The organism is Streptomyces apocyni, assembly GCF_009739465.1.
Classification (GTDB): Bacteria; Actinomycetota; Actinomycetes; order Streptomycetales; family Streptomycetaceae; genus Streptomyces; species Streptomyces apocyni.
Map to the genome: position 1 here is coordinate 97310 of NZ_WHOM01000072.1, position 16973 is coordinate 114282.

Consider the following 16973-nt stretch of genomic DNA (forward strand, 5'->3'; position numbering starts at 1 on the left):
CGGGGTATCAACATATCTGGCGTTGACTTTTGGCACGCTGTTGAGTTCTCAAGGAACGGACGCTTCCTTTGTACTCACCCCGGTTTCCCTGGGCTTTCCTCCGGGCGCTTCCCTTCGGTGTTTCGTTCTTGCGTTTCCGACTCTATCAGACTCTTTCGTGTCCGATTTCCTCGGTGCCTTTCCGGTTCCCGCTTTCGCGTTTCCCTTTCCGGCGAGTCCGACTTTATCAGAAGTTTTTCGCCGGTCTGACCGGCTTCAAGGTTCTGATGAGTCGATGGCTTCCCGGGAAATTGAATTTCCGGAAGCAGATAGATGTTAGCTGGTTGCAGTCGAGGTGTCTACCTCTAGGCAACTGTTTGAATCTACCTCCTCGCTCCGGCTGTGTCAACAGCTTTTGCGAGGCGAGGAGGACACTAGCAGGTCAGGCGGGCCCCACGCACATCACGCCGCAGTCGGGAGTGCCGCGCTGCGGTCTCCGGCGTCCAGGTCGCCGGTCTCGCCTGCGCGGGCGGCTCGTCCGCCCAGTACGTAGACGTAGAGGAGGAACAGCAGTTCCGCGGTGATGCCAATACCCACGCGGGCCCAGGTGGGGAGCCCGGATGGAGTGACAAAGCCTTCGATGACGCCCGAGACGAAGAGCACCAGGGCCAGGCCTATCGCCATGCCCAGGGCCGCGCGGCCCTCCTCGGCCAGGGCTGTACGCCGGGAGCGCGGGCCTGGGTCGATCACGGTCCAGCCGAGGCGTAGGCCCGTGCCCGCGGCAACGAAGACAGCGGTGAGTTCCAGGAGGCCGTGTGGGAGCACCAGGCCCAGGAAGATGTCCAGGCGGCCCGCTGAGGACATCAGGCCGATGCCGATGCCCAGGTTGAGCATGTTCTGGAAGAGGATCCAGATGACAGGGAGGCCGAGGAAGGCGCCCAGGATCAGGCAGAGGGCGGCCGCCTGAGCGTTGTTCGTCCATACCTGGGCGGCGAAGGAGGCGGCGGGGTTGCTCGAGTAGTACGTCTCGTACTGGCCGCCGGGCCGGGTGAGCTCACGGAGCTCGTCAGGAGCCGCGATCGCGGCCTGTACCTCGGGGTGGGTGCCGATCCACCAGCCGATGAGGACGGCGACGAGAGTCGACAGCAGCGCGGCGGGCACCCACCAGTGGCGGGTGCGGTACATCGCCGCGGGAAAGCTGGCGGTAAGGAAGTGTGCAGCGTCCCGCCAGCTTGCTTGGCGGGTACCGGTGACGGCGCTACGCGCGCGTGCCACGAGTTGGGTGAGCCTGCCCGTTAGCTGGGGGTCGGGGGCGCTGGACTGGATCAGGGAGAGGTGGGTGGCTGTGCGTTGGTAGAGGACGACGAGTTCGTCGGCTTCCGTACCGGAGAGGCGGCGTCGGCGGCGCAGCAGGGAGTCCAGACGGTCCCACTCGGCGCGGTGGGCGGACACGAAGACATCGAGGTCCATCAGGCTGCTGCTCCTCGTACTGCGGCGCGGTGCGCACTCAGCTTGGCAGACTGGTTGTTCTAGGGGCAGGGCAGGAAGGACAGCGGGTGTGAGTGAGCATGTGACGGGTGAGGCGGTGGCCCTCGAACTGCGTGCGGCAAAGCTGCCGAGCCGGGGGCTGGCCATCCTGATAGATCTCACCGTGGCCATCGGCGCGTATATCGCGCTGTCCATCGGGCTGATCGCCGCGACGGCATCGCTGGACGATGCGGCGGGCGCGGCGATCGCGGTGGCCACGTTCCTGCTGGTGCTGGTCGGTATGCCGATCGCCGTCGAGACGCTGAGTCACGGGCGGTCGCTGGGGAAGCTGGCTTGTGGGCTTCGGGTGGTACGGGATGACGGCGGGCCGATCCGGTTCCGGCATGCGTTGGTGCGCGGGGCGATGGGGATGATCGAGATCCTGGGGACGTTCGGGGTCGTGGCCTGCGTCGCTTCGCTGGTGTCGGCGCGGGGCAGGCGGCTAGGGGACGTGTTCGCGGGGACGCTGGTCATACGGGAGCGAGTGCCCGCGGGCCGGACGCCGTACATTCCCCCTCCGCCGCCGTGGCTGGCTGGCCGGTTCTCCGGCCTTGATCTGTCGGGGGTGCCGGACGGTCTGTGGCTGGCGATACGGCAGTACCTGACGCGGATGGGACAGCTGGACCCACAGGTCGGCTCGGCGATGGCGGAGCGGCTCGCTGGTGATCTCGCGGCCTGTACGGGGGCTCCGGCGCCGGAAGGGGCGCCGCCGACGGCGTATCTGGCGGCCGTGGTGCACGAACGGCAGGCGCGCGACGCCCGGCGCGTCTTCGGTTCTGGAAGGCCTGGAGATTCTGGAGGTGCTGAAGGTTCTGGAGCAGCGAGGACCGGTCAGGGAACCGCCGCGGGGGCGGTTCCGGACTCCGGTCCGGCGGACGCGCCTGTTTCGGTGCGGCCTGCGGCGGAATCGGCACTGCCTGCGGCGGATGCGGGAAGGACCCCGCCGACCACGGGGTTCGCGCCACCGGCGTAGCTGAGACGGGCGGGTACGGGCGGCTGGCAGCCGCGGGTCAGGGCAAGACCGAGGGCGGGGACTCGAGGTGTTCCAGCTCGATGCCCGGGGCGGCGAGCACCACGTCTCCGGCGATGTGGATGGTGTCCCGTTCACCGGTGTCCAGGGCTGTGACCTGGTACTCGTCCACAGTCAACGGGCCGTTGTCAGTGGCGTGTGCTTCGCTTTTCAGCAGGGCCCAGGACTGGTCGAGGGTGCGCGGAGCCAGGACCGGGTCGGTGAAGCGGACCAGACGTACCCGCGTGGCGGGGGTGCCGGGGGTCAGGCGCAGGAGTCGGGCCGTGGCGATCAGGAAGGCGGGGGATGTGCCGGTGAACGCGTGGGCGGGGACGTTGCCTTCCGTGGCGTGGCTGCCGGTGGGGTCGGTGCGCACCCAGGTGACGCCTTCGAGTGCGGCGCCGCGTACCTGCCAGCTCGCGGCGTGGAGTTCGAGGCGGATAGGGCGGCCGAGCTCGTCGATGGCCAGGTCGACGGAGCCCGCGTGGTCGCCGGAGGGGGCGGTGGTCTGGGAGACATAGCGCCAGCCGGACGGGCCGGGGGCGCAGTGGAAGTGTTCTTCGCCGAGGGGGGTGTGATCGTGCGGGTCATGGAGCGAGTAGCGGCCGCGGGGCATGAGAATCGGGTCCTTCACGGGGCAGACCCCCGCCACGGGGGCGAGGGCCTGCGTGATGCCGATGTTGGTGCGTGTGCGCTGGTGCCGGTGTTGGTGCGCCGGTCAGTAGCGGCGCACCGGTCAGTAGCGGTAGTGGTCGGGCTTGTACGGGCCCTCGACCTTCACACCGATGTAGTCGGCCTGCTCCGGGCGGAGCGTGGTCAGCTTCACGCCGAGCGCGTCCAGGTGGAGACGGGCGACCTTCTCGTCCAGGTGCTTGGGCAGCACGTAGACGTCGGTCGGGTAGTCCTGCGGCTTGGTGAACAGCTCGATCTGGGCCAGCGTCTGGTCCGCGAAGCTGTTGGACATCACGAACGACGGGTGACCGGTCGCGTTGCCCAGGTTCAGCAGGCGGCCCTCGGACAGCACGATCAGGACCTTGCCGTCCGGGAAGGTCCAGGTGTGCACCTGCGGCTTGACCTCGTCCTTGACGATCCCGGGGACTGCGGCCAGGCCCGCCATGTCCAGCTCGTTGTCGAAGTGGCCGATGTTCCCGATGATCGCCTGGTGCTTCATCTTGGCCATGTCCGCGGCCATGATGATGTCCTTGTTGCCCGTCGTGGTGATGAAGATGTCCGCCTGCGACACCACATCCTCCAGCGTGGCCACCTGGTAACCGTCCATCGCCGCCTGCAGCGCGCAGATCGGATCGATCTCCGTGACGATCACCCGGGCACCCTGGCCGCGCAGCGACTCCGCGCAGCCCTTGCCCACGTCCCCGTAGCCGCACACGACGGCGGTCTTGCCGCCGATCAGGACGTCCGTGGCCCGGTTGATGCCGTCGATCAGCGAGTGGCGGCAGCCGTACTTGTTGTCGAACTTCGACTTGGTGACGGCGTCGTTCACGTTGATCGCGGGGAAGAGCAGCTGACCGTCACGGTGCATCTCGTAGAGGCGGTGGACACCCGTCGTGGTCTCCTCCGTGACTCCACGGATCTCCGAAGCCAGCTTGGTCCACTTCTGCGAGCCCTCGGTGATGGTGTCGTTGAGGACCTGCAGGATGACGCGGTGCTCGTCGGACTCGGCGGTGTCCACGGACGGGACCTTGCCGTCCTTCTCGTACTCGACGCCCTTGTGCACCAGGAGCGTGGCGTCGCCGCCGTCGTCCAGGATCATGTTCGGGCCGCCGGTGGGGGTGTTCGGCCAGGTCAGCGCCTGCTCCGTGCACCACCAGTACTCCTCCAGCGTCTCGCCCTTCCAGGCGAAGACCGGGATGCCCTGGGGGTTGTCCGGAGTGCCGTTCGGACCGACCGCGATGGCGGCGGCGGCGTGGTCCTGGGTGGAGAAGATGTTGCAGGACGCCCAGCGGACCTCCGCGCCGAGCGCGGCCAGGGTCTCGATCAGTACGGCCGTCTGCACGGTCATGTGCAGCGAACCCGTGATCCGAGCACCGGCCAGCGGCTGCGCCTCCGCGTACTCACGGCGGATCGACATCAGGCCGGGCATCTCGTGCTCGGCGAGCGTGATCTCCTTGCGGCCGAACGCGGCAAGGGAAAGGTCGGCGACCTTGAAGTCCTGTCGGCTGTCGACAGTGGTCATAAGGAGCTGCTCCTCGTGGTGGGTCGAGGTCGGGCATGGCTGATCTGCGGCGGCGGGCACACGAATGCCCGGGCACTCGGAACAGTCCGTCGGAGGCCCTCTCTCCCTCGGCCGGCCCGCATAACGGGCCGCCCGACCGCCATCAGCAGCGACGTCTGGCTCTGGTCACGAATCTACACCGATCGGCCCAGTGCGTCCCAGTCCCCCTCCAGCCGACAGCAGCCGACTCCTGTCACGCCAGCGCTACGCCGAACGTGTCCGCCACGCGTGTCAGTGGTCCGGGGTGGGTCCGCCCGGCGACGCGGCGGGATCGGCGCCGGCCGCCGCGGCGGCCGCGCTGTGGACGTCCGGCTCCAGGTAGATGACGCGGGCGATCGGGACGGCGGTGCGGATGCGTTCCTCGGCAGCGTCGATCGCGGCGGCGATATCAGCGGCCGTCTCGTCGTGCCGTACCGCGATCTTGGCGGCGACCAGCAGCTCCTCCGGGCCCAGGTGGAGCGTGCGCATGTGGATGAGGTGGGTGACGGTCTCGCCGTCCACGAGCGCGGCCTCGATCTTCTTGACCTCGTCCACCCCGGCGGCCTCGCCAAGCAGCAGCGACTTGGTCTCGACGGCCAGAACGATCGCGATCAGGATGAGCAGGACACCGATGCACAGGGTGCCGATGCCGTCCCAGACGCCGTTGCCGGTGGCCAGGGCCAGGCTGACGCCGGCGAGGGCCAGGATCAGGCCGACGAGTGCGCCGAGGTCCTCGAGCACGATGACCGGCAGCTCGGGGGCCTTGGAGTGGCGGATGAAGTCCTTCCAGGACTGCTTGCCGCGGATCGCATTCGACTCCTTGATGGCCAGCCGGAAGGAGAAGGTCTCGGCGATGATCGCGAACACCAGGACGCCCACCGGCCAGTACCAGTGCTCCAGTTCATGCGGGTGCTGGACCTTCTCGTAGCCCTCGTAGAGGGCGAACATGCCGCCGACCGAGAAGAGCACGATCGAGACCAGGAAGGCGTAGATGTAGCGCTCGCGGCCGTAGCCGAAGGGGTGTTGCGGGGTCGCCTCGCGCTGCGCCTTCTTGCCGCCGAGCAGCAGCAGGCCCTGGTTGCCGGAGTCGGCGAGCGAGTGCACGCTCTCGGCGAGCATCGATGACGAGCCACTGAAGACGAAGGCCACGAACTTCGCTACCGCGATCGAGAGGTTGGCAACGAGTGCCGCCACGATCGCCTTGGTACCGCCTGACGCGCTCATCTGAGTCGGATGTCCCTTCATGTGCTTGACATGCCGCGCTCATGCCAGGCGCGGCGAGACATTGTCGCAGCACGATCGGGGCGACTGTGAGTCAGACCACCACAGTGGCACGGAAGACGGTGCCGCTGCCGTCGAGTCCAGCCCGCTCACCAGCCGGAACGAACACCGACTGGCCGGGTGCGAGCTCGCATTCGGCCACCCGTACGGTGCCCGCCGTGCACAGCACGATCTGCGGCGTACGGGCGGTGAGGTCGCGGGGCGCGGAGCCTTCGGCCAGCACCAGGCGGGAGAGCCGGAACTCGTCGATGGGGGTGGCGTAGACCTCCTCGCCGTCCGGGTCCGCCTCGGGGCGCAGCACGCCGGGGTCGGTGGGCTCGAAGTGAACGACGCGCAGGAGTTCGGGGACGTCCACATGCTTGGGTGTGAGGCCGCAGCGCAGGACGTTGTCGGAGTTGGCCATGATTTCGACGCCTAGGCCACCCAGGTAGGCGTGCGGCACACCAGCGCCGAGGTAGAGGGCCTCACCGGGCTGCAGTTGGACGGGGTTGAGCAGCATCGCGGCGAGGACGCCGGGGTCGCCGGGGAAGTGGTGGGCGAGCGTGGCGTAGGGGGCGTACGCGCCGCCCAGGCGCTCCGCGGCGGCGGCGGTCTCGGTGACGGTGGCGGCCATCTCGTCGTGGTCCGCGCTCAGTACGGCCGTCAGGATCTCGCGCAGGGCGGCGTCTTCGGGGTGGGCGTGCAGCAGGTCGACATACGGCTTGAGGGAGTCGATGTCGAGGGCTTCGAGCAGCCGTGCCGTGTCGGCGGGGGCGCGGAAGCCGCAGAACCCGTCGAAGGGGGTGAGCGCGCAGATCAGTTCGGGCTTGTGGTTGGCGTCCTTGTAGTTGCGGTGCGGGGCGTCGATCGGGACGCCCCGGCGCTCCTCGTCCTCGTACCCCTCTTTCGCCTGCGCGAGGTTGGGGTGGACCTGGAGGGAGAGGGGGGCGCCGGCCGCGAGGATCTTGAACAGGAAGGGCAGCCGCGGCCCGAACTTGGCGACGGCTTCCGGGCCGAGTTCCCGTTCGGGGTCGGCCGAGATCACCTCGTTCAACGGCCCGCGCTCCGTGCGGGAGGGCGCGCCGGGGTGGGCGCCCATCCACATCTCGGCCTGCGGTTCACCGGTCGGTTCGACGCCGAGGAGTTCCGGGATGGCGGTGGTCGAACCCCAGGCGTAGGGGCGGATGGTGTTGGTGAGGCGGTCCATGAGGGCTCTTTCAGGTCATACGTACGTTTCTGCCGTACGAGGGACGAGCGACGTTGGTCATGATCGACCCATGGAAGCGAGCGCCAGGTAAACGGCGGCGAAATCTGTGACGGCGATCATCTCCGCGAGTGCCTCGAGTTCGCTGCCCTCTTCGGGTTCGAGCTCACTGATCGCGGTGCCGTGGCTGAGGGCCAGTTCGCGGGCGGCGGGGGCCGCGCTGAGGCCGCCGGCGGGGCGGTCGCGCAGGAGTACGGCGCGGGCGCGCAGGGCTTGCGACTCCTCGACGCGGTCGCGGAAGAAGTCCTCGGGGTCGGCGCCGGCCGCGAGGGAGCCAACCAGCAGGGTGCCGTGAGCGGGCAGCGCCTCGGGGAGTTCCGCGGCCAGCGCGGGGCGGCCGGCCAGCTCGGCGAGCAGGGCGGCGAAGCGGCGGCCGGCGGGGCCAGCGGCAGGGCCCTCGGTCCAGATCAGCGGAAGGGACTCGTCGAGCTCGGCGGCGAGTGTCTTGGCCGGATTGCTGTACGTGGCGATGGCGGGGCCGCAACGCTCGGCGGTGCGGTCCAGGCGGTCGGCGACCTTCTGCAGGGTGCCGGGGTCGGCGTCGACCAGGCCGGTCCTGCCGAGGAGCAGCAGCAGCGGGGTGAGCAGGGCCCACAGGGCGTCCAGGCCGGACACGGTGGCCTCGTCGTACTCATCCTGCGCCTCTTCGTACGGTGCGGTGGCCATCGGGACCGTGAGGCCGTGCTTTCCGCTGACCGCCTCGGCCAGGGGCGAGCGGGCCGGAGCGACGGCGACCACGGTGCAGCCGCGCCGGTAGGCCTGGTCGGCGAGGACCTCAAGGCCGGGTTCGGTGCCGTCCGGGGTGGCGATCAGGAGCAGGTCGACGGGGCCGGCCCAGCCGGGCAGCGACCAGCGCAGGGCGCCGGCGGCGGGTGCGACGCCGGTGGGGCGCAGTCCGGTGACCTGGCATCCCGCGCCGGCGAGCGTACCCAGCAGGTCGGCCACGCCGGTGGCGGCGGTGCCGGGGCCCGCGATGAGGACGGAGCGGGGGCGGCCGTCCGGTCTGAGCTCGGTGATGCCTGCCTCGGCCGCGTGCCGGACAGCGGTACGCACGCGGGCCCCAGCCTCCGCCGCGCCACGCAGCAGCCCGCGGCGGTCGGATCGGGCGAGTGCCTGGGGGTCGTCGAGGAGCGAGTCGTCGAGCACGAGGGTTAATCTCCGATCGCCGATGTCGGGTGTGCCGGGGGTGCACCGCGCCCGGTGGTGTGCCGGAGGCGCCGGGCCTTATGCGGGGCGGCGGGCCTCGTCGACGAGCAGTACGGGGATGCCGTCCTTGATGGGGTAGGCGAGGCCACAGCCCTGGCCGGTGCAGAGCAGCTCGCTGTCCGTCTCCTTGAGGGGGGCGTGGCAGGCCGGGCAGGCGAGGATCTCCAGGAGGCCGGCTTCGAGCGGCATGGGGGTGGGTCCTTTCGAACGGCGAATCCGGACGGGTGCGGGCGGATTCACTGGTGGGGGTTCACTGGCGGATTCACTGACGGGTTCACTGGCGGTTTCGCATGAAATGCAGCCTGGTCAGCGTACCGCCGTGTGGGGTGCCGCGCCGGGGTACGGCACCCGCGGATGCCGGGGCTCGACGCAGCCGGTCGGGGTGAGCGGGCGCCGTCGAGCGTGGTGTGGCTCGACGGCGCCCGGTACGTGCCGGAGGCCTGCGCTACTCGGCTATCCGCGGACGAGGGTGAGGACCTCGTCGCGTACCTGGGACATCCTGGCCGCGTCGCGCGCCTCGACGTTCAGGCGCAGGAGTGGCTCGGTGTTGGAGGGGCGGAGGTTGAACCACCAGTCCGAGCCCGCCACGGTGAGCCCGTCGAGCTCGTCGATGGTGACGCCGTCCTGGTGCTCGTACGCGGCCTTCACCGCGGCCGTGCGGCCCTGCTGGTCGGCGACGGTGGAGTTGATCTCGCCGGAGCCCGCGTACCGGTCGTACTGCGCGACCAGCTCGGACAGCGGGCCGTCCTGGCCGCCGAGGGCGGCGAGGACGTGCAGGGCGGCCAGCATGCCGGTGTCGGCGTTCCAGAAGTCCTTGAAGTAGTAGTGCGCGGAGTGCTCGCCGCCGAAGATGGCGCCGGACTTCGCCATCTCCTCCTTGATGAAGGAGTGGCCCACTCGGGTGCGCACCGGCGTGCCGCCGTGTTCCCGCACCACCTCGGGGACGGACCACGAGGTGATGAGGTTGTGGATGACGGTGCCCGCGCCGCCGTTCCTGGCTAGTTCGCGGGCGGCGACCAGTGCGGTGACCGCAGACGGGGAGACGCCCTCGCCGCGCTCGTCGACGACGAAGCAGCGGTCCGCGTCGCCGTCGAAGGCGATGCCGAGGTCGGCGCCCTCCTCGCGGACGCGCTTCTGCAGGTCGACGATGTTCGCCGGGTCGAGGGGGTTGGCCTCGTGGTTGGGGAAGGTGCCGTCCAGCTCGAAGTACATCGGGACGAGGTCGAGCGGCAGCCCGGCGAAGACGGTGGGGACGGTGTGGCCTCCCATGCCGTTGCCCGCGTCGACGACGACCTTCAGCGGCCTGATGGAGGTGAGGTCGACCAGGGACTTCAGGTGGGCCGAGTAGTCCTGGAGAGTGTCCCGCTCGGTCAGCTTGCCCTCGGGGCGCGGGCTCGGCGGGACGCCGTCGGCGAGCCACTGCTCGACCAGCTCGCGGATCTGGGCCAGCCCGGTGTCCTGGCCGACAGGGGCGGCACCGGCCCGGCACAGCTTGATGCCGTTGTACTGCGCGGGGTTGTGCGAGGCGGTGAACATCGCGCCCGGCAGATCCAGCGCGCCGGAGGCGTAGTACAGCTGGTCCGTGGAGCAGAGGCCGATCACCGTCGCGTCGGCGCCACGAGACATCGCGCCCTGGGCGAAGTTCGACGCCAGGCCGGGCGACGAGGGGCGCATGTCGTGGCCCACCACGATCGCGTCCGCTCCGGTGACCTCGACGAAGGCCGCGCCGAAGAGTTTCGCGAGCCGGTCGTCCAGCTGATCCGGGTACACCCCTCGCACGTCGTACGCCTTCACGATCTGCGACAAATCAGCCACGGCCAACCCTCTCCCCTACGTCCTGAGTTCTGCGTCCTGTAAGCCCGGCGCGAGTCCTCTGAGCCCTGTGAGTCCTGCGCGGACAGCTAAAACTACCCGGCCGGACTGACAGTGGTTCCGGGAACGGTGGTCAGGCGTCGGGAGACCGCAGTACGCGTAGGTGACCTCGGCGTGCGACCTCCATCGGGTCCGCCGCCCGCGGGCCGTCTCCACCGGCCTGTGCCGCGCGCTCCTGGGGCCTGGCGGCTTCGCGTACGGCGTTGGCGAGGGCTTCGAGGTCGTCGCCGCTGGGGCGGGTGGGGCCCGCGCCGTCGGTGAGCCGGACGACGTCCCAGCCGCGTGGCGCTGTCAGGCGCTCGGAGTGCTCGGCGCACAGGTCGTAGCAGTGGGGTTCGGCGTAGGTCGCGAGCGGTCCGAGTACGGCCGTCGAGTCGGCGTAGACGTACGTCAGCGTCGCGACGGCGGGACGGCCGCAAGCGGTGCGCGAACAGCGACGTACAGGGCTCACGATGTTGGACGGTACCGCACTCTTGAGCGGGCTGCGACGACTCTCCGCGAGGTCACCCCACCGTGTCGTGGCGTGAATCCTCCCCTCGGTGCCGCTAAAGCCACGGGGCTGACCTGCGGGGACCTCAGGACACAGAAGGGCCACTGATGGTGAACGCGGTCACTACCTGGCATAAATGCCGTCATTTGCCATGCGGGCGATGGTCCGTGAATCAACCGCAATCGGGCCGAAGTCTGGCTGGAACGGTCAGGAAACGACAGGCCTTGCGCCAGAGGGAGAACCGGTGGTGCGGAGGACTACGCTGCGTCAGTGATGGACAAGCCCGTACCGCCCCCCTCCGCCGACCCCAGGCCCCGCCGCCGCGACCGCCATGGCCGGGGCATGCGCGGCCCGGTGGCTCCCCCTCAGGTGCCACTCTCGGCAAGCCGGTCTGAGGTGTTCATGGATCTGGTGCAGGACTCGGTCGAGCGCATCGAGCGGCGGGTGCCGCAGCTCGCCGACATCGAGTTCCTGGTGCTCGACGTGCCGCGCCTGGACCGCCCGGCCGACGCGGCGGACGGCTGGGGCGAGTCCGTCCCGCTGGGCGGCACGATCGCCGCGCGTGAGGGCAGGCCCGCGCGCGTCGTCGTCTACCGGCGGCCGGTGGAGATCCGTACCAAGAACCGCGAAGAGCGCGCGATCCTCGTCCACGAGGTCGTCGTGGAACAGGTCGCCGAACTGCTCGGGCTGTCTCCCGAGACGATCGATCCCCGGTACGGCGAGGACTGAGCGCGTCAGTCCCCGAGCACGGAGAGGTCCTGCCTGGCGTCCGGAACCGCGACCGTCCCCCGGTCGTCCCGGAGGGTCTGCACGGTGAACATCGGCACGCCGTCCTCGGGCATTTCGAGCGTGCGCGCCGCGTGGACCGTGCCGGACAACTGCTCGACCGTCAGCGCGTAGGCCCCCTTCAGACCGTTCGGTACGAGCGATTCGATCTCGCGGGTCGTCCCGCCCTTGACCTCGTACGTCTTGGTCACCGGCGAGCCGCCCTCGCTGCCCGCCGACGCGGTGACCCGGACCTTGGCGGTCTTGTCCGGGGCCACCAGGGACAGGGTGGTGCCCTTGGCATGGTTTTCGGCCACCGTCGCCCGGTCCCCGACCGGGCCCGCGGCTGGGATGAAGGCCACCTCCCGCTGGTCGCCCTTGCCCCGGGTGACCCGCAGCGCCGCCACTACGGGCGACTCCTCGTCTACTGGCGTGAGCAGCAGCGAACCGGGCTCGCCCTTGGTGACGTCACCGAGGTCGACGGCGGCCGTCATCCCTCCCTTGACGTGCAGGGTCTCGTTTCCCGCCGGGGTGATCAATCCGTTCGGACCGGCGATGGACACCTTCAGGTCGGCGTCGTCGGAGCCGGGCGCGAAGGCCACCAGGCGCACATCGGTCGCGTCCTTCGGGATGCCGGGCAGGACGACGGTGGCGGCGGGGTCGGCGGACGCGGGCAGCCAGTCGGCGCCCAGCTGGTCGTCCGATGCCTGTACGGAGGCGCCTACGCGGCCGGAGCGTGCGGTGACGTGGGCCGTCAGGTTCGTCACCGCCGTGTCTGACGTGTCTGATGTATCCGATGTGTCTGATGTGTCTGAGGCGGCCTTGTCGGAGTCTCCGTCGGTGTCCTCCGCATCCGCGCCGTCCTCGTCGTTCTCAACGTCCACGCTGTCCTCGACGTCCGCGCTGTCGGTCAGCGTGGACAGCAGCACCGAGGCGGTGGACCGGGGCGGGACCTGGATGCCCTCGCCGGTCTCGGACTTGATCGCGCCCGCTGGCCCGTGCAGTGCGATGTCGACCACGGCGACGGAGTCGTCCGGGTTCGTCAAGTGGACATAGTCGCTGCGGTTCTTGGCGGTACTGGCTCCCGGGAACCAGAACTCCGTGCCGGGCGTTGAGCAGGTGACGCCCAGCAGACCGCGGCCGCCGCCCGCCGTGACCCGCGTGGTCTGTTGGACCGTCCAGCCGGGGGCGAGCGCGCCCGTGGCCGTACCGATCAGTGCGGGGGCTTCGGCGCCGGAGACCTCGCCTGCCACGGGCTTTCCGGGTGCCTTCGGTTCGAGGACGGGCTTGGCCTTGTCCGCCGCCTTGGTCTTGCCCGCCGCCTCGTTTGGCGCGCCCTGAACTTCAGCCGAGCCCTTGCCCCCGGAGGTTCCGGAGGTCTTGGGAGTGAAGGAGGTGTATGCCGTTTCCGCGAGATCCGATGCACTCGGCGCCGGGCAGAGCAGGGTCGATCGCTCGACGGGCCGCTGGGCCGCCGCCTGCGCTCCCCCGTCCTGGGTGCCGTCTGGCGCGGTGAGCGTGGCGAAACCCGTGACGGCGGCGAGCGCGACGCCCGCCGCGATCAGCGAGAGGGTGGTGCGGTTCACTGCTGGCTCCCGTCGGGGCGCTCACGGTAGGGGTCATATGACTGCGGCTCGTGGGGCTGTCCGCCGGGCTGCTGCCCGTACGACTGGCCGTCGTACGCGTACGGGTCGTACTGGGCCCCCTGATAGGGATCGGCCCGGTAGGGGGCAGCCTGGTACGGATCGGCTTGGTACGGATCGGCCTGGTACGGCTGGTCGTACGAGCCTGGCGGGGCGTACCCGTCCGGTGGGTACTGCGCGCCGTCGCCCTGGTACTGCTGTTGCGCGTACGCCCCAGGGGCGGCGCCCGCCTGCGCGTTCGTGTCCCACTGGTCGTACGACGGCTGCTGGGGCACCTCGGCCGGTGCCTGCCGCGGCGGTGGGGGCGGTCCTTCGGCGAGCGGAGCGTCCTGCTCGTTCTGGGCACGCAGCCTGCGCGCCCTGCGTCCCTCTCCAGCCACCGGCTGGGCCGGTACCGGGGTCTCCACCTCCGGAAGGTCGTCGTCGACGGTGCGTCGGCGCCCGGGCAGCGCGAGCACCACCAGGACGACGCCGAGCGCGCCCTGTGCCCACAGCCAGCCGGTGTGGGCACCCGACGCCTGGTAGGTGACGTCCAAGCGCCCGCCGGAGGCCGGGAGTTCGAAGCCCTGAGCCCAGCCGTCCAGCGTCGTCGTGGTCAGCGGCCTGCCGTCCAGTGTCGCCGTCCAGCCGTCCGCCGCCGCGTCGGCGAGGCGGAGCACCCGGCCGTCCTGGCCAGCGGGGATCTTGGTGTGGATTTCGACGGGTCCGGCCGGTACGGGCCGTGGCGCGCCGGACTCGGGCACGATCGTGGCCCGCGCGACCTCCTGGTCGACCCGCCACAGCGCACTGCCGTCCTGCTGGCTGAGCCGGGTGAGACCGGGTGTGCTGTCCAGTACGCGGCTCATGGCGCGGGGGGCTCCGTCGCGTACGAGGACGTAGCGCACCGCGAACGGGGCGAGCTGGTCGGCCTGGTCCGCGCCGGAGCCCGCGACGAGGTGGGCGACGGCCTTGTCGAGTCGGCTGTTGGTGCCGCCCGCCGCGGTCAGTTCGGCGTCGCCGAGCCGGGCGCCGGAGCCGCGTACCAGCGTGTACGCGACCTCTGACGCCTTGTCGCCGCCGAGCACCAGGGTGCGGGCCTGGTCCCGGGTGCCCGCTTCCTCCGCGACGAACGCGGGTACCTGTACCGGGTCACGGCGTTCCAGTGGGCCGTCCGCGCCGCGGATCATCCAGCCCACGGCAGCCAGCAGCGGTCCGGCCGCGGCGGCGAGCGCGATCAGCACCGCCACCGGCTGGCGCCAGCCGAAGCTCTGCTCGGCCACCCGGAAACGGGCCCCGTCGGCGCCGAGTACGGCGGCGGCGAGCAGCGCGATGCCGTACACGAGGGTCGCGGGCCCGGACCAGCCGGAGTTGTTGGCGAGGACGGCGACGACGAGCGAGGTGAGCGCGACGGTCCAGGCGCCGCTGATCGCCAGCCGCCGGTCCTGGCGCAGCAGCGCGGCGAGCGCGGCGAGCACGACGCCGAGCATGAGCAGTCCGCTCGCTGCCCCGGGGCCACCGGGGCTGATGCCGAGCAGGTCGAGCGGTTCGGCGGAACCCTCGCCGTACTCCAGGCCGGTGGCGCGGAAGAAACCGAACGGCAGCAGTGAGAGCGACCAGGGGGCGAGGATCAGCAGCGGTGTGCCGAGCGCGGCGAGGAACCGCGGCCCGTAGGCGATGAGGTCGCGGCGGCGCAGGACCAGCAGCGCGACACCCAGGACCAGCGCGATCGGCCAGACGCTCGGCGTGAAGGCCGTCGCGATGGTGAGCAGCAGCGCGTACGTCCAGGTGGCGCGCCAGCTTCCGCGCGCGCCCGGCGCACTCGCCGTGCTCGCCCCCTCGGGCGAGGTGCCGGAGGAGTCGGAGGTGGCCGAGGTGCCGGAGGAGTCGGTGTGCAGTCCGGCCGCGGAGATCCCGGCGCGGGCGATCAGTGGCAGCAGGATCGCCAGGACGGCGGTGCCGATCCTGCCGCCCGCGAGTGCCCCGGTGACGGCGGGCAGGAGGGCGTACGCGACGGACGCCCAGGCCCGCAGCAGCCGCGAGCTGACTAGCGGCCGCGAGGCGAAGTACGCCGCCGCCCCGGCCAGCGGCACCGAGCCGACGAGGAGCACCGTGACCGCGAGCCCGGTGGAGCCGAAGAGCAGCGTGGCCAGTGCGGCGACGAGGGCGAGATAGGGCGGCGCCGACTCGGTGTTGCCGGTGCCGACCGCGTGCCAGCCGTCCAGGTAACGCGCCCACAGCTCGCTGGGGTCGGCGGGCGCGGGCAGCAGCGCGCCGCCGGTGAGCGCGCCACCGCCGATCAGCGCACGGCAGGCGACCAGCGAGACGAGCAGCAGGGCGGCGAAGAGCAGCGGTCCTGGCTTGCGTGCGAGCCGCTTGGCGCGGGCGAACTGCTCGATCTCCAGATAGTCCGCGTCGTCGTCGCCGGGACCGGACTCGACGGCGCCGTGCCGCCCGGCTGAGGCGCTTTCGGTGTCGGCCCGGCCGCCCAGGCTGGAGGCGACCTGCTCGACGGTGGCCCGGACGGTCGCGCCGGGCGGCGGGAAGAGCGGGCGCAGCTCGGACGCTTCGACGGCGGCCTTGCCGCGGCGGCGCCGGGCACTCATGATCCGGCCGGGCCGCAGCACGGTGGCGAGGAGTCCGGCGATCTCGTCAAGTGCCTGACCCGGCGCCTTGCCGACCAGGTAGGCGATCGTGCGCAGTACGGTGCCGAGCGTCAACCGGAGCAGGACCCAGGGCAGCGCGACGGCGCGCGCGTTGACGAGCAGGGTGTAGGCCGCGCCCGCCTTGTCGACGCGGTGCGGGCTCGCTGCCGTACGCCCGACGCAGTCCACTGTGCGGCGCTCGCGGGCGGATGCCTCCGCGTGCCGCAGTACCGCGTCCGGCGCGATGAGTACGTGGTGTCCGGCGGCGTGGGCGCGCCAGCACAGGTCGACGTCGTCGCGCATCAGGGGGAGCTTGCGGTCGAAGCCGCCGAGCTCCTCGTAGACATCGCGGCGGATCAGCATGCCCGCGGTCGAGACGGACAGCACGGGGCGCGGCTGGTCGTGCTGGCCCTGGTCCTGCTCGCGGCGGTCGATGCCGGTCCAGCGACGGCCGCTGTTGGCGATGGTGACGCCAACTTCGAGGAGCTGGCGGCGGTCGTACCAGCCGCGCAGCTTGGGGCCGACGATCGCGACGTCACGCCCGGCCTCCCGCTCTCCCTCGACGCGGCGCAGCAGTTCGGCGAGCGCGTCGGGTTCGGGCGCGCAGTCGTCGTGCAGCAGCCAGAGCCACTGCACCGGCTCGCCGTACGGCAGGTCCGGGAGGTCGTACGCGTCGTCACGCCAGGTCCTGCTGACCGGGTCCCAGCCGCTGGGCCGCTTCAGGTAGGGCAGGTCGTCGGGGGTGAGGACACCGGCCGTACGGGCCGCCTCGTCCACGGCGGTGCCGAATCCGGTGCGCCGGGCGAGGTGCAGTACCCGCTGGGCGCCCAGCGCCTCGGTGACGAGCGCGGCGGAGTCGTCGGCGCTGCCGGTGTCGGCGGCGATGGCGTTCTGCACGGGGCGTTCCTGGCCCACGAGGCCGGCGAGCGCTTCGGGCAGCCAGCGGGCGCCGTCATGCGAGACGAGTACGGCGGTGACGACGTGCCGGGGGAACTCGGGTGCGGCGGCGTCGTGCGGGACCGCCGGGTGGCTGTGCGCGGACATCGAGGTACGGGCCCCGGTTCGGTGGGTTGCGGTGGACTCCTGCGCCCCGCGGGGGCACTGAGGTCTCGGACGGGGGCCACA

General features: G+C 70.9%; 13 protein-coding genes. 2 read left to right on the forward strand and 11 right to left on the reverse strand.

What is annotated here, in order from left to right; all coding sequences use genetic code 11:
* Positions 1-441: 441 nt before the first annotated feature.
* Entirely contained in the window at positions 442-1449 is a 1008-nt protein-coding gene (locus GCN81_RS25735) for a stage II sporulation protein M (RefSeq protein ID WP_156726884.1), read from the reverse strand.
* 88 nt (positions 1450-1537) lie between these two features.
* Between GCN81_RS25735 and GCN81_RS25740 the strand changes: the two genes are divergently transcribed.
* Positions 1538-2479: an RDD family protein gene (locus tag GCN81_RS25740; protein WP_156726885.1), complete on the forward strand. Its 942-nt coding sequence runs from the start codon at positions 1538-1540 to the stop codon at positions 2477-2479.
* 37 nt (positions 2480-2516) lie between these two features.
* Here the strand turns inward: GCN81_RS25740 and GCN81_RS25745 are convergent, their stop codons facing one another.
* The 8 genes from GCN81_RS25745 to GCN81_RS25780 all read right to left on the reverse strand — a co-directional run bounded on the left by GCN81_RS25745 (position 2517) and on the right by GCN81_RS25780 (position 10780).
* Positions 2517-3131, reverse strand: a complete 615-nt coding sequence (locus GCN81_RS25745; RefSeq protein WP_156726886.1) for a hypothetical protein — start codon at positions 3129-3131, stop codon at positions 2517-2519.
* A 120-nt stretch (positions 3132-3251) separates the two neighbouring features.
* Entirely contained in the window at positions 3252-4709 is a 1458-nt protein-coding gene (ahcY, locus tag GCN81_RS25750) for an adenosylhomocysteinase (RefSeq protein WP_156726887.1), read from the reverse strand.
* A 270-nt stretch (positions 4710-4979) separates the two neighbouring features.
* Complete coding sequence (locus GCN81_RS25755) at positions 4980-5951, reverse strand: cation diffusion facilitator family transporter (RefSeq protein ID WP_156726888.1); 972 nt, start codon at positions 5949-5951, stop codon at positions 4980-4982.
* A gap of 91 nt (positions 5952-6042) precedes the next feature.
* Positions 6043-7194 (reverse strand): mannose-6-phosphate isomerase, class I, encoded by a 1152-nt coding sequence (gene manA, locus GCN81_RS25760; RefSeq protein ID WP_156726889.1) that lies wholly within the window; start codon positions 7192-7194, stop codon positions 6043-6045.
* Positions 7195-7251: 57 nt separating this feature from the next.
* The gene (locus tag GCN81_RS25765) at positions 7252-8397 is read right to left on the reverse strand and encodes an SIS domain-containing protein (RefSeq protein ID WP_156726890.1); all 1146 of its coding nucleotides are present in this window, start codon (positions 8395-8397) and stop codon (positions 7252-7254) included.
* A 78-nt stretch (positions 8398-8475) separates the two neighbouring features.
* Positions 8476-8646 (reverse strand): Trm112 family protein, encoded by a 171-nt coding sequence (locus GCN81_RS25770; RefSeq protein WP_156726891.1) that lies wholly within the window; start codon positions 8644-8646, stop codon positions 8476-8478.
* A 264-nt stretch (positions 8647-8910) separates the two neighbouring features.
* Positions 8911-10278, reverse strand: coding sequence for a phosphomannomutase/phosphoglucomutase (locus tag GCN81_RS25775; RefSeq protein WP_197287780.1), 1368 nt, complete (start codon positions 10276-10278; stop codon positions 8911-8913).
* A gap of 124 nt (positions 10279-10402) precedes the next feature.
* Positions 10403-10780 carry a DUF3499 domain-containing protein gene (locus GCN81_RS25780; protein ID WP_231626968.1) on the reverse strand — a complete coding sequence of 126 codons (378 nt, stop codon included), beginning with the start codon at positions 10778-10780 and terminating at the stop codon, positions 10403-10405.
* A 312-nt stretch (positions 10781-11092) separates the two neighbouring features.
* Between GCN81_RS25780 and GCN81_RS25785 the strand changes: the two genes are divergently transcribed.
* Positions 11093-11548 (forward strand): metallopeptidase family protein, encoded by a 456-nt coding sequence (locus GCN81_RS25785; protein WP_156727153.1) that lies wholly within the window; start codon positions 11093-11095, stop codon positions 11546-11548.
* Between the two features lie 5 nt (positions 11549-11553).
* Here GCN81_RS25785 and GCN81_RS25790 read toward each other — a convergent pair whose 3' ends face one another.
* Complete coding sequence (locus GCN81_RS25790; RefSeq protein ID WP_156726893.1) at positions 11554-13170, reverse strand: DUF5719 family protein; 1617 nt, start codon at positions 13168-13170, stop codon at positions 11554-11556.
* Positions 13167-16892, reverse strand: a complete 3726-nt coding sequence (locus tag GCN81_RS25795; protein ID WP_156726894.1) for a glycosyltransferase family 2 protein — start codon at positions 16890-16892, stop codon at positions 13167-13169. Before GCN81_RS25795 ends, GCN81_RS25790 begins: the two co-directional genes overlap by 4 nt.
* Positions 16893-16973 lie beyond the last annotated feature (81 nt).